The organism is Sphaerochaeta sp., assembly GCF_050178175.1.
In the GTDB taxonomy this organism is placed as follows: Bacteria; Spirochaetota; Spirochaetia; order Sphaerochaetales; family Sphaerochaetaceae; genus Sphaerochaeta.
In genome coordinates this window covers 1-13,628 of the sequence record NZ_JBFXGH010000057.1, presented here as the reverse complement: position 1 = coordinate 13,628, position 13,628 = coordinate 1, and the positions used below count along the sequence as shown (strand labels likewise).

At 49.7% G+C, this 13,628-nt stretch carries 11 protein-coding genes; 8 read left to right on the top strand and 3 right to left on the bottom strand.

Going from position 1 to position 13,628, the window contains the following annotated elements; translation table 11 throughout:
- Both AB7S66_RS07695 and yiaK read left to right on the top strand, forming a co-directional pair.
- The coding region (locus AB7S66_RS07695) for a UvrD-helicase domain-containing protein (protein WP_428518862.1) at nucleotides 1–2,267 on the top strand (2,267 nt) is incomplete at its 5' end.
- Complete coding sequence (gene yiaK, locus AB7S66_RS07690; RefSeq protein WP_428518861.1) at nucleotides 2,264–3,265, top strand: 3-dehydro-L-gulonate 2-dehydrogenase; 1,002 nt, start codon at nucleotides 2,264–2,266, stop codon at nucleotides 3,263–3,265. The genes AB7S66_RS07695 and yiaK, both read left to right, overlap by 4 nt.
- On the opposite strand, the gene AB7S66_RS07685 is transcribed toward yiaK, so the two are convergent.
- Together AB7S66_RS07685 and AB7S66_RS07680 are read right to left on the bottom strand one after the other, a co-directional pair.
- Nucleotides 3,266–4,504 carry a hypothetical protein gene (locus AB7S66_RS07685; RefSeq protein ID WP_428518860.1) on the bottom strand — a complete coding sequence of 413 codons (1,239 nt, stop codon included), beginning with the start codon at nucleotides 4,502–4,504 and terminating at the stop codon, nucleotides 3,266–3,268.
- Between the two features lie 103 nt (nucleotides 4,505–4,607).
- Entirely contained in the window at nucleotides 4,608–6,434 is a 1,827-nt protein-coding gene (locus AB7S66_RS07680; RefSeq protein ID WP_428518859.1) for an L-fucose isomerase, read from the bottom strand.
- Nucleotides 6,435–6,537: 103 nt separating this feature from the next.
- Between AB7S66_RS07680 and fucU the strand changes: the two genes are divergently transcribed.
- Nucleotides 6,538–6,963, top strand: coding sequence for an L-fucose mutarotase (fucU, locus tag AB7S66_RS07675; RefSeq protein WP_428518858.1), 426 nt, complete (start codon nucleotides 6,538–6,540; stop codon nucleotides 6,961–6,963).
- Here fucU and AB7S66_RS07670 read toward each other — a convergent pair.
- Nucleotides 6,960–7,829, bottom strand: a complete 870-nt coding sequence (locus AB7S66_RS07670; RefSeq protein WP_428518857.1) for a helix-turn-helix domain-containing protein — start codon at nucleotides 7,827–7,829, stop codon at nucleotides 6,960–6,962. The two genes, fucU and AB7S66_RS07670, sit on opposite strands and share 4 nt — an antisense overlap.
- 96 nt (nucleotides 7,830–7,925) lie before the next feature.
- On the opposite strand from AB7S66_RS07670, the gene AB7S66_RS07665 reads away from it, so the two are divergent.
- From AB7S66_RS07665 to AB7S66_RS07645, 5 genes are all read left to right on the top strand, one after another.
- On the top strand, nucleotides 7,926–9,176 hold the full coding sequence (locus AB7S66_RS07665; protein ID WP_428518856.1) for an L-rhamnose isomerase: 1,251 nt from the start codon (nucleotides 7,926–7,928) through the stop codon (nucleotides 9,174–9,176).
- On the top strand, nucleotides 9,173–10,252 hold the full coding sequence (locus AB7S66_RS07660) for a class II aldolase/adducin family protein (protein WP_428518855.1): 1,080 nt from the start codon (nucleotides 9,173–9,175) through the stop codon (nucleotides 10,250–10,252). The genes AB7S66_RS07665 and AB7S66_RS07660 overlap by 4 nt, the downstream gene beginning before the upstream one ends.
- 5 nt (nucleotides 10,253–10,257) lie before the next feature.
- Nucleotides 10,258–11,238: a bile acid:sodium symporter family protein gene (locus AB7S66_RS07655; protein WP_428518854.1), complete on the top strand. Its 981-nt coding sequence runs from the start codon at nucleotides 10,258–10,260 to the stop codon at nucleotides 11,236–11,238.
- Between the two features lie 238 nt (nucleotides 11,239–11,476).
- Nucleotides 11,477–12,490, top strand: a complete 1,014-nt coding sequence (gene rhaS, locus AB7S66_RS07650; RefSeq protein WP_428518853.1) for a rhamnose ABC transporter substrate-binding protein — start codon at nucleotides 11,477–11,479, stop codon at nucleotides 12,488–12,490.
- A gap of 71 nt (nucleotides 12,491–12,561) precedes the next feature.
- A partial coding sequence (locus tag AB7S66_RS07645) for a sugar ABC transporter ATP-binding protein (RefSeq protein ID WP_428518852.1) occupies nucleotides 12,562–13,628 on the top strand: 1,067 nt, incomplete at its 3' end.

Sequence of the window (13,628 nt, the reverse complement as noted above, 5' to 3'; positions counted from 1 at the left end):
TTGATGAGTTCCAGGATAATAATGCTCAGCAGAAAGCAATGCTCTACCTGCTTGCTGAACGACTGGACAGGGAAGGGGATGGCATCCCCCTGCCTGAGGATTTGCAGAAGGACAAGCTGTTTTTTGTAGGGGATGAGAAGCAGTCGATCTACCGCTTCAGGGGCAGTGATGTCCGGGTTTTCAAGCAACTGAGCGGAGAGTTGGCTTCCATCGGAGGGGAGACCATCACCCTGGGAAGGAATTACCGTAGCGAGCCGGACTTGATCAAGCTGTTCAATAGGATGTTCTCAAGTATCATGCGAAATGAGGGGGAGAGCTACGAGGCAGACTTTTCAGCGCTGGAGTCTCGTGATGCTTCCCCTGGTGTGCAAAGCAGTTGTACGCTTCTGGTCAAACCCTATCAGGAAAGTGGTGGTGACGAAGAAGAGGAGGAAGCTTCCTCCGTTGAGGCTGAGGCGTATACCATCGCCAGGCTGGTCAGGCAGATGCTTGAAAGTGATGCGTTCCTGATACCCTCAAAAGAGGGGCCAAGAAGGCCCAAGGCAAGCGATATTGCACTCCTGCTCCGAACGACCAGCAACCAGCTTAGTTTTGAGAAAGCCTTCAGGAGATTCGATATACCCTATACGGTACAGGCTGCACGGTCATTGATGCTGGAAGCTCCGGCGAATGATCTGTATGCCATGTTACAGCTCATCCTCTATCCTGAAGATAAGCAAGCGTATGCCACAGTCCTTCGCTCACCGTTCTGTAACCTGAGCGATTGGGCTATCACCCATGTGGTACAAGAACCGCTTTTCTCCCTACTTCCCATACTCTCAGAGGACGACGCTGGGCGATTGGCCTCTTGCGGGGCTTTCTACCAACGGTTGCACGGGGCGGTAGGCAGTGAATCATTGAGTACCCTTGCCCTGATGCTTTGGTATGAGAGCGGCTACTACCTCTCCTTGGTTTCCCACCCGCAGTACCAGGTTTATGTTGAACATTTTGCCTTTTTCCACCGCCTGGCACAAATTCAGGAAGAACAGGGCAAGAGCGTCAGCCAATTTGTCGATTTCCTGAGACGGAATCTGGTTCAGAACGAAAAAATCGACCAACTCGAGGTGATAAAGGACCAGGAATCGGGGCTTCAGATCATGTCGATCCATAAGTCAAAGGGATTGGAGTTTCCCATTGTGATCGTGGGAAATGCCGCATCCAAGGGAAAAGGTGGAGGGGATTATTTCAGTACCTTCCTCGATATCCCACTTCCACACTATCTCTCTTCCTCCTACCATGTCTCTGCCACGAAACAACAGACAGTCCGTCATGCAGGGACGCTCTTCGCTGGCAGTGAAGAACAAGACATGGAGATTGCTGAGCTGAAACGGCTACTGTATGTTGCCATGACCAGAGCGGAGACCCATCTCATACTCAGTGGTGCATTTTCCAAGAACAACAGGGGGTTGGATCCTGCCAAGAAAGCTGATACATTGCTTCAGATGTTGGCAGGCAGTCTCTCCCTGGATATCGACAATCCTGTACATGATGAAGGTATACTGAAGGTACGTCCGATAGAGAGTATTCCTGAGCACTATCTCTACAGCGGGGAGAAAGAGGATAGCTCAGCTGTTCTTGAAAGGTTGCAAACTGCTGGGACCTGGTATGATCAAGCCACACCAGCCTACAAAGGGCAACCGATCCGTGTTGCCGCCACAAAGCTTCATCCTCTTATCCAGGGGACAGAAGGTGTGGAACTGCCACGGTACCCCAGTGATGAGATTCTTGGTGGATATACCGAGGAGCAGGTAACGGGGTTTGGTACATTCGTCCATGCGCTCTGTGAACAGATGGTGCTGGGCAATGAGGTGCAGGAAATCGCCTCACTTATGCCTGACTCCCTGACAAGGGTTATGAAAGCACAGGAGTTGATCGTGCTCCAACAGGATGCTCTTGCCCTGTGTAACGGGTTCATGAGGAGTGAGTGGTATGAGAGAGAGGTAAAACCATATCCTCTCGAGTGTGAAGTAGGCTTTTACAGTGCTGTTGAGAGGGAAGGACGGACCATTGTGGCTGAAGGTTCGATTGATTTGTTGGTGAGGCAGAATGATACCTGCCTCGTAATAGATTTCAAGACCGATAGGTGGAGGGATGAAGAAGTCCACCGTTTCCAGGTAGCGACCTATATGCAAGCAACAAAAAGAATGTATCAACGTCCGGTTCGCGGGTGCGTTATCTATTTGCGTGACCCTGATCAGGTGTTGGTATGGGAAGGAGAGAATCCATGATGCGAATTCCATTTGAGACGATGTGTGCACAATTTGAACGCGTGCTTGAGAGCCGGGATATGGAGAAGCATGATGCTGTACTCTGTGCTCGACTGATAGCTGAAACCTCGCTTGAAGGGGTGTACACCCATGGGGCAAATCGATTTGCCTCATTGATAAAGGGTATTGATGAAAAGCGTGTCGATGTGCACGCCCATGCCCAGATGAGCGATTCGTTCGGGACTCTTGAGCGATGGGATGGAAAGCGTGGTGTAGGGAACCTTAATGCCTATGCCTCCATGAAGCGAGCTATTGAACTGGCAAAAAAGCATACCATCGGTTGCGTTGCCTTGAAGCACACCAACCATTGGATGAGACCTGGTACCTATGGATTGATGGCTGCCAAGGAGGGGTGTATTGCGCTTCTGTGGACCAACACAATGCCACTGATGAGCCCCTGGGGCGGCGCTGAAACCAAAATCGGGAATAATCCTCTGGTACTTGCCATTCCCACTGGGGATGGGCCACTTCTTGTTGATATGGCGATGTCTCTCTTCAGTTATGGCAAGCTGGAAACCTATGTGAGGGAGAAGAAGGAACTCCCCGTTCCAGGTGGGTGGGACGAAAGGGGTGAGCTTACTACCGACCCAGAAGCGATTTTGCAAAGCAAGCGCTCTCTACCCATTGGATTCTGGAAGGGAACCAGCTTGGCCCTTGCCCTTGATCTGATTGCAGCAACCCTCTCTGGTGGAAGGACTACCCGCTCAATCGGATCCTTGGAGGAGGAAGGGGAAGTCTCCCAGGTCTTCCTGGTCTTTGATATCTCCAGGTTCCCCGACCAGGAGAACCTGCGGAAAGAGATCCAGGCAACCCTTGACGACCTGGTGAACTCAACACCTTTGGATGCAGAGAAGCCTGTTCGTTATCCAGGCCAATTCAGGGAGCAAACAAGAAAGGAGAATCTAGAGAAGGGAATCCCGGTTGATGAGGTCGTTTGGAACACCATTCTCTCCCTCTGATCACATATATCCGAACAGGGGACCGAAGAGCAGGACAACAATAAGGAACCAGAGTGCATAGATAACCATGAATATGCTCTGTATCCGCATGAAGGATCTTCTTCTGAGCAGTGTCACTGCCAGGGAGCCAAGGTTTGCAAGCAAGAGTAGGTTCTCAGCAAGGACGGCCACACGGTTGGGGCTTAGTCCGTATTGAAGGAACCTCCCTCCTATGGCGACGAGGGCGAATAGGTCGATGCCTATGGCCGCCAATGCTGCAGTGATGAGCACGATGCGGTAAAAGGGTGTGGTCTGTTCGCACTCCAGAAGATCTGTTGCATAGAGAATCATCATCAGGACAAGGGCGAGTAATATATCGATCACCAATAAGAGGTTTCGGTCCTCAGTTATGGGGAGTCTCCCTACTACCAAGGCAGTCAGGAAGGAGATCATTACCACCGTGATTACCGGGAGGAAAATGGTAGCCAGAAGTCGGGTGAGGGAGGTTATCTGGTACCTTCTGTACTGCAGAAGGTACCGGGCAGAGAGAGGGAGCAGTGGTAGGATTCCGGTAACCACGAATGGGGCGAGACGGTCCTCTGCATTGACTCCCACTGTTTCAAAAAGCACGAATGTGAGCATCGTCACCACAAACACGGCACAAGCAAGCAGGAAAGTTAGGAGAAGCACTTCGCCGGTAAGGCGTACATGTCTACTCATTCTCTCCTGTAGTGTTCCTTTCTGGGTGGGGAGGGCAAGGCTGACCACCAGAAGTAGGGGCAAATGGATGAGTGCCAGGATCTTTGTCTGTGCTTCATCTATGCCTGTCATGCTGAATTGTAGATTCATCAAGAGCGCAAGGATGCCAAGAAAAGAGAGATACCCGGCAAGGTATTTTCTCTCCTTTATCAGATACAGGGCAAGAAACAGGAGCATAAGGAAGGGTAGGTTCAAGCCATAGAAGAGCATTGTGTTGTCTCCAAAGGGATATCCTAGGAGCATAGGTATCTGGGAGAGGATGAGTTGACTGACCAGTACAATGATGAATAGCTTGGAGGCTGTTCTCTTGTGAGGTTCTTCAAGCAGGCTGAATCGTGCTCCCATGCGATAGAGGGAGAGCAGGGTTGCTTCATCCCTGGGGAGGTTTTCTTCGAGCTCCCTCTGTATCTGGGCTTGTTTTTGGAGCTTCTCAGTACTACTGGGAGATTGTTCTTCCTTCGACAGTACTTGTTCTTTCCACAATGAGAGTATCGATTTCATACAGACCTCCGGAAAAGTATACCATCCGTGGGTGGAAAAGGATACAAGAAGTCAAAAACGGGTTGGCACCAGGCCAACCCGCAAATGATCCAACAACTGTTGCTTAGTACTTGCCGTACAGTGGTCCAAAGGTGGCGCAGGCGCGATAGTCAGCTCCTTCCTTGTCCATGCCAAGCATTGACCAGGCACTGGGACGGAAGATCTTGTCTTCCTCAACATTATGCATGCATACCGGGATGCGTAGCATTGCACAGAGGGAGATGATATCAGCTCCAAAGTGTCCATAGCCCAGTGCTCCGTGGTTTGCTCCCCAGTTTGCCATGACTGAGTAAACGTCCTTGAAGGGACCTTCCTTGCCATTGGTTCTGGGTACGAACCAGGTGGTCGGCCAAGTCTGGTCGGTGCGCTTGTTGATAATGTCGAAGACATTCTCCGGTACTTCACAGGTCCATCCCTCAGCAAGCTGCAGGACAGGGCCTACGCCCTTGACCATGTTGATCCTGACCATGGTTAGCGGCATTCCCCCTTCACTGAGGAAGGTCGAGCTAAACCCACCACCACGGAAGTAACCACCGTTTGCGACGCTGAAGCGGGTATTCTCGAGGGTTTTCTTCACATCTTCCTCACTGATATCCCAATAGTGCTTCATCTCACTTTCGCCTTTCTCGTTTTTCATCTGTCCTGCTGCGTCAAGTGTGGTAGCACCGCTGTTGATCAGGTGAATGAAGCCTTCCTTGGCCAAGCCCTCTGGTTTCCAACCGGAAACTCTCTCGATAGATGCAGGGCTCCAGTAGGTTCTCACATCGCTGAAGATTGCAGCACGGTTGGTGAGCAACTTACAGAAAAGCATGCTGATACCATTCAGGTGGTCATTCTCTGTGGCCATGATGTACGGTTCACGGATGCCGTTCCAATCGAAACTGGTGGTAAGCATGGTTTCCATGAAGTCACCGTTCGGCCAGTGGTCGGTCCACTGCCTCTGTCCCTGGAAACCTGCACAGATAGCATTATGCCCGAGTGCCTCTTCCTTGAAACCGAGCTTCTCGAGTTTCTTGTTTCCAACCATGAGATCACGACCGATCATGGTCATCTTGGTGCAGTACTCCCAATCCTTGGCAAGTTGCTCCTTACTTCTCTGATACTCAGGAGGGTTGACAACATCTTCAGCCTGGATGCAGTTTTCCTTCACCCATGCAATTGCCCTCTTGTACTCTTCAGGATCATAGATCTCTTCAGCGATACGTCGTTCAATCTCGCACATATCGACCACTTCACTGCGCATTCCCAAGTAGGACTGCAGGAAATCCTGGTCAACGATTGATCCAGCGATACCCATGGCCATCCCACCGATGGAGAGATAGCTCTTTCCTCTCATGGTTGCTACAGCTATACCTGCACGTGCAAAGCGCAGGATCTTTTCTGCTACATCCTCAGGGATGGATGTGTCATCGCTGTCTTGCACATCACGACCATAGATACCAAAGGCAGGCAGGCCTTTCTGGGTATGAGCGGCAAGCACTGCAGCAAGATATACTGCACCCGGGCGCTCTGTCCCATTGAAACCCCATACACCCTTTACGGTCATGGGATCCATGTCAAATGTCTCGGTTCCATAACACCAGCAGGGAGTTACTGTCAGGGTGACTGCTACTCCTTCCTTGGCAAATTTCTCTGCACAGTCAGCACTCTCTCGAACGCGTCCGATGGTACCATCAGCAATCACACATTCAACCGGCTCTCCGGTTCCATGGAACAGGTTATCACTGATCAGCTTTGCTGCAGCCTTTGCCATGTTCATGGTCTGCTCTTCCAAGGACTCGCGAACACCTCGCTGTCTGCCGTCGATGACCGGGCGAATTCCAATCTTGGGAAGGGAAGAAGCATAGCGCTTCTCAGGTCCTACCGATTGCATTCCATTTGTATTTGCCATAGTATCCCCCTTGGTATATAATTACAAATGTAATCGTTTACATCAAGGATAGTATCGCATAGAGCACGAGCAAATGCAATCCAAAATTTATAAGGAGTCAACGATGTTGAAAACAATTCCCTCAATCCTCAGTCCTGAGCTATTGAAGGTTCTCATGGAAATGGGCCATGGTGATGAGATCGTGATCGGGGATGGAAATTTCCCCGCGGCATCCATGAATGACCGGGTGGTCCGCTTGGATGGACATGGGGCAGATGAAGTACTGAAAGCAATCTTGCAGCTGTTCCCTCTTGATACCTATGCAGAGAACGCATTCCTGATGGATACAACCCCTGGGGACACAGTCGAAACCCCTATCTGGGATATCTATGAGGCCACCTGCAAGCATGGCGATCCTGCATTTGGGGGCTTTACCCGTCTTGAACGCTTTGCCTTCTATGAACGGAGTAAGAAAGCCTATGCCATTGTCGCTACCGGTGAGGCAGCCCTGTATGCAAACATCATTCTGAAGAAGGGTGTGGTGGTCTAATCCTCTTTGGGGGTGGTCCACAGCTGCTTGTACTGCCGTGGACTCATCTGCATATGACTCCTGAACTGGCGTGCGAAGTAATTTGCATCGGAGAATCCGGTCTTTTCACTGATTCTCTCAATGCTCAGGTCAGTGGTCAGAAGCAGGTTGGAAGCATATGCGATACGCCTATGGATATGGAAATCGACTGGAGACCAACCCGTCGATAGCTTGAACTGTCGGTTGAGTGTGCTTGCACTCATGTTCGAGACCTCAACCAGTTCGTTCAAGGGTATGCTGCGGTCGATATTCTGTTCCATATAGATGATGACTTTCTCGAGGCGTTGATCATTCTGGAAAGCAGAACCTCGGCGAGCACTGTGGAACCTGCTTACCAGGATGAGGAATTGGAGCAATTTGGAATAGGTCATAGAGGTCGACCCTTTGCTGTAGTCCTGTTGCTCTGACTCCTCCTTGACTGCGCTTATCAGGGAAATAATCTCAGCGTGTTGGTGTGAGTTGAGCCGAACCAGCGGGACGTTCCCATCTTCTTGCATGAATGTCTCGGCAAAACCTGCCACATCCTTTACCTCGGGGTAGAGCACTGAAAAGGCCTTCTTTCCAATAAGGAGATTGTAGAGGACCAGATTCTCGATATCTGCATATCCGTGAATGGTTCCTGGGCGAATACAGAACACCATGCCTTCCTGCAACTGTCGCTTGTCATGTTCCAAGAGATGGATGCCTTTTCCTGATACTACCACCACGATTTCATAGAAATCATGCCCATGCAATGAGAAAGGAATCTCAGGGTCACGGAGTAACACCTTAACAGGAAGGCTGTTTTCCTTGAAGAACATGGTTTCGTGCAATGTAAAATTGGACATGATAAAATCGTGCTAGAATTTGACTATTCTGTCAAGGTAAAAATTGCAAATGGTGGCAAACTAATAAGGGAATACTTTTGCATGAGGAGGGCTGTCATGTCTTACTATGAGGAAGCCAAGAAAATATATGCACACTATGGTGTCGATACCGACTCTGTCCTTGACCAATTGTCTGACGTTCCCATCTCTGTCCACTGTTGGCAGGGTGATGATGTTGGTGGTTTCGAGCGCCCTGATGCCGAACTGGCTGGTGGAGGAATCCAAACCACAGGGAACTATCCCGGCAAGGCAAAGACTGTCGAACAGTTGCGTCAGGATCTGGAGCAGGTATTCTCCCTGGTTGGTGGAAGCCATAGGCTGAACCTGCATGCCAGCTATGGGGAGTTCGGTTCCACCTTTGTTGACCGTGACCAGATTGAGGAGAAGTACTACCAAGGTTGGCTTGATTGGGGCAAGAAGATGGGTCTCCCCCTGGACTTCAATGGAACGTTCTTCAGCCATCCAATGGCTGATGGTGGCTATACCTTGGCAAGCAAGGATGAGAGAATCCGTAGGTTCTGGATCGAGCACGCAAAACGTTGTAGGAAAATAGCTGCCTGGATTGGTGAGCAACAGGGGAGTCCCTGTATCCTCGACACCTGGATTCCTGATGGTGCAAAGAACCTCACTGTTGACAAGTTTGGGTACCGTGCCATTCTCAAGGAAAGCCTTGATGAAATTTTTGAGACTGAATATCCCAGCGAATTCATGCGTGATGCTTTGGAGACCAAACTCTTTGGCATCGGAAGCGAAGCATTTGTGGTTGGCTCACATGAGTTCTATATGAACTATGCAGCGCGAAACAACAAGATGCTCTGCATTGACATGGGACACTTCCATACAGAGGAAGACATCTCGGATAAACTTTCCGCCATCCTGCTCTTTGACGATGAGATTCTCTTGCATGTGAGCCGTCCCATGCATTGGGACAGTGACCATGTGGTTCTGTTCAATGACAAGGTCAAGATGGTTGCCGAGGAGTTGGTGAGAAGTGGGAAACTGGAATCCTCCCACATTGGCCTGGATTTCTTCGATGCATCCATCAATCGTATCGGTGCCTGGGTTACCGGCATCAGGGCTATGCGAAAAGCACTGCTCTTTGCTATGCTTGAACCGATTGATCAACTCATTGAGTATGAAGAGTCAGGGAATGGATATGCAACCATGGCACTGCTTGAGCAACAGAGTGTCCTTCCCTTCGGTGCCATCTGGGATGAGTACTGCAGAAGAACCAACACGCCACTGGAAAGTGAACTCATTGAGTTGGTAAGTACGTATGAGAGGGAAGTATTGGAGGAACGTTCATGAGTTTTGCATCCCTGATTGCCCACTCCAAACGGTATGGCTCGGACCCTTCCTACGTCCTCCTGGGAGGTGGAAACACCTCCTATAAAGAAGGGAACGTCCTTTATGTAAAGGCTAGTGGCCATGCTTTGGGGACCATTGATGAATCGGGTTTTGTCAAGATGGATCTGAGAAAGCTTGAGAAAATCTGGGAAAAACAATACAGCAGCGATGACGAGGAGAGAGAGGATGAAGTCCTCAGGGATATGATGGCTTGTCGTCTTGAGGGAGAGACAGCTCGGCCTTCTGTTGAAGCCTTGCTCCATGCATTGCTTCCCTTTCCCTATGTCATCCACCTTCACCCTGCCATGGTGAATGGTCTTACCTGTGCGCAAGAGGGAGAGAAGGCTGTTGCCAGGCTTTTCCCTGAAGCGCTCTGGATTGAATTGGTTAAGCCTGGATTCATCCTTGCTGATATTGTTCGCTCCAGGATGGCTGAGCAGAAGAAGGGAACAGGGACAGTCAGCTCCCTGATTTTCCTGCAGAACCATGGTATTTTTGTCGGTGGGCAGAGTTTGGAGGAGATTGAAGACCTCTACAACTCCTTGATGGGGAAGATTTCCTCCCAGTTGGTGAGAAAGCCCGATTTTTCACCCTTGGAGGCAGACTCATCTCGTGTTGAATCAGTCAAGAAGAAGCTTGGGACTCTTACAACAGAGCCAGTTCTTTTCTCTTGGAACAAGGAGTTTGCCCACTACCTGCAGGATGAGAAACATTTCCAGGCAGTCTCTTCCTCCTTTACCCCTGACCATATTGTTTATGCCGGTTTCAAGCCACTGTGGGTTGGAGAGGGGCAGGATGTAGTTTCTGCTTTCAAACAGTATGAGGCCGAACACGGGGTGAGTCCAAAGATTGTCTGCGTGCAGAACCTAGGGGTATTCTCCCTGGGAGAGAAGCCGATGCCGCTGTTTGTGGATACCGTATCGATTGCGGTGTATACCGAGAGTTTTGGAGGTCCCCGTTTCATGGATGATGCAATGATTGATTTCATCAGAAACTGGGAAGTAGAGAAATATCGGTCTTCGGTTGCATCAAAGTAGGGAAGATGGCATCACTGCAGGAAATAAACAAACGTTTTAATGCGGTGATGCCGCTCGTTACACCAATTGGTGTGGTGCTTGGCTTGCTGCTTGGTCATCGTTTGGATTCCTTCCATTTTCTTGGAACCTATTTTTTTGCATTCATTACCTTTGTAGGGGCCTTGGGAGTAAGCTATCGTCAGTTTGCCAAGATTGCCCGCAGAATGACATCTGTATTGCTTGTGCTCTTCAGTGCACATATAGTGCTGCCGGTTTTTGTCGCACTCATCGGCCGGGTGATATTTCCCTCCCAGATCGATATTGTAACCGGTTTTGTGTTGCTCTCTTCGATCCCGATTGCAGTGACCGCCTTTATCTGGTCGACCATTTATGAGGGAGACGCCGCCCTTGCACTTTCGCTCATCATTCTTGATGCCTTGCTATCTCCCATCCTGACACCACTGACCATTAGGCTCCTTTCCCATACAACAGTGGCAATCGACCAAGGAGGGATCATGACCAGCTTGCTGGTGATGATCGTCCTTCCCTCCCTTGTGGGGATGTTGGTTACCCAAACCATGCCCAAGGTTGCAAAGCAAGCTGGACTCTTGCTCAGTCCGGTTACCAAGCTCTTACTTATTGCAGTGGTGGTAATTCATGTAGGAGCGCTCTCTGGTTCTCTCTCCTTTTCTTGGATCTATATCCCACTCATCCTGATGAATCTTCTCGTCATTGCCTTGGGGTTCCTTTTTGTCTATGTGATCGCGAGGTATGTCCTGAAGGTGGATCGTCCCAGCCTTGTCAGTATGACGTTCACCGGAGGGATGAGGAACATCAGTGCAGCTTTGGTGCTTGCCACCACCTATTTTCCTCCTCTTGCAGCCCTTCCTGTGATTCTGGGAATCCTCTTCCAGCAGACATTCGTAGGGTTGCTGGGGGGAGTGCTGTTTGGAAAAAGGAGAAATAATCCTCCTTCCTCATCTCTACTTATAGAGATATCCATGTGAATCACTTTCCTTGCCTTGTTATTTGACTTTCGATGTATAAGAAATCAGGTTCCATATTTGTTTCATGATAAAATCGTGCTAAAAAATGACTATTCAGTTATTGCAGATTTTGAAATCAGTGTCACACTAAGAGTAAGGAAGTTGTGACAGTAGTTTTGCTGTTTGCCCTGGTGTTCTGCCAGGTACAGATAGATTCCGGGTTTTCCCGGAGAAAATTTCTCAAAAGGAGTGTTTTGTTATGAAGAAAACATTGTTGTTTGTCCTCATCATGACCATGGCCCTTGGTGCAATGTTCGCCCAGGGAACCAAGGAAGCAGCCCCAGCGGGTGAAAAAGAGATTGTCATTCTCGGAAAGAGTATGGGAAATGGGTTCTTTGATGCAGTATTCAAGGGCAGTGAAGAAGCTGCTGCTGAGCTCGGTGGGATCAAGACGACCTATATGGCTCCTCCTCAGGCAACTGCAGAAGGCCAGATTGAGATCATCGAGACCTTGATTGCACAGAGGGTTGATGGTATTGCCATCAGCGCAAATGATGCAGATGCATTGATTCCTGTAGCCAAGAAAGCCATGGCAGCCGGTATCAAGGTCATCAGTTATGACTCTGGTATCAACCCGGGTGGACGTATTGTTGACCTCCTGCCCAGTAATCCTGAGCTCATTGGACGCCAGCAGATTCAGCTTGCTGCTGAACTGACTGACTACAAGGGTGATGTAGCTGTCCTTTCCGCTTCCGCACAGGCCACCAACCAGAACCTCTGGATTGAGTGGATGAAGGAAGAAATCAAGAAAGCTGAATATTCCGATATGGAACTTGTTGAGGTCGTCTATGGTGATGATGCCCCCGATAAGAGCTATCGTGAAGCTGTCTCCTTGATGCAGAAGTATCCTGACCTGAAGGCTATCATTTGCCCGACCACTGTTGGTCTGCTCGCAACTGCACAGGCGGTCAAGGACGCAGGAAAGAGTGGCGTTGTTGAAGTAACCGGTCTTGGCCTTCCTTCAGAGATGAAGGGCTACATCCTCGACGGCACCTGCCGCCAGATGGCTCTCTGGAATCCAATTGACCTTGGATATAGCTCCACCTACATCCTCAACGGACTTATCGACGGTACCGTTGAAGGTAAAACTGGTGAAGAGATTCCTGCCGGTCGCATGGGATCCATCAAGGTTGAAGAGAACGGAATTGCCTTCATGAGTACTCCGTATGTATTCAATAAGGACAACATCGAGAAGTTCGCAGAGATCTATTAATCGAATCACACCTGGCTCCTGCTTCCCCTCGGAGGTGGGAGCCTTTGCATCTGCTTGCATAAGGAGGAACAATGCAACAGGCATTGTTGGAAGTACAACACGTAACAAAGGTGTTTCCCGGTATCAGAGCCTTGGATGATGTACATCTTTCCCTACGAAGGGGGGAAGTGCATGCTCTCATTGGTGAGAATGGGGCAGGAAAGTCCACCTTGGTGAAGATTCTCACCGGAGTCTATATCCCTACCAGTGGTACGATGACCCTGGATGGTAAGAACATATCCTTTAAGAATGCAATCGACGCCCAGCAGGCAGGAATCGTTGCCATCCATCAGGAAGCTTCCATGTTTCCTGAGCTCAGTGTCACAGAGAATATCTATATGGGACACCACCTCAGGAACCCAAAAACGAAGAAGCTCGACTGGAAGACCATGCAGGAGAATACCCAGGGATTGCTCCAAAGGATGGAACTCGATATCGATCCGGATTCCCTGGTCAAGAATCTCAGTGTTGCACAGCGGCATATGGTGGAAATTGTCAAGGCACTCAGCCTTGATGCAGATCTGGTCATCATGGATGAGCCGACCAGTGCACTCACCGGCCGAGAGGTTGATGATCTATTCAGGATTGTCCGATCCCTGAAGGAAGAGGGCAAGGCAATTCTCTTCATCTCCCATAAGTTTGAAGAGATCTTTGAAATCTGTGATTATTACACGGTTTTCCGTGATGGACAATATATCGGGGAAGGAAAGGTGGCAGAGAGCAATGAAGATACGATCATCAACATGATGATCGGGCGCTCAATCGACCAGATGTATCCCCACCATGAACCAAGGATTGGGAAGAAGGTGCTTGAGGTTAAGCATCTCAGTCAGCTTGGTGCCTTCAAGGATATCTCATTTGACTTACATGAAGGAGAGATCCTGGGGCTGTTCGGTCTTGTTGGAGCCGGTCGCAGTGAGGTGGTGAGAACCATCTTCGGAATTGACAAGGCCAGTGAGGGGACGATGCATTTGCTCGGGAAGCCATTCATGCCCAAAGGTCCCATCGACAGCATGCGAAAAGGGATTGCCTTGGTGCCTGAAGACCGCCAGAGGCAGGGTTTGGTATTGAAAATGAGCTTGACCCATAATATCAGCCT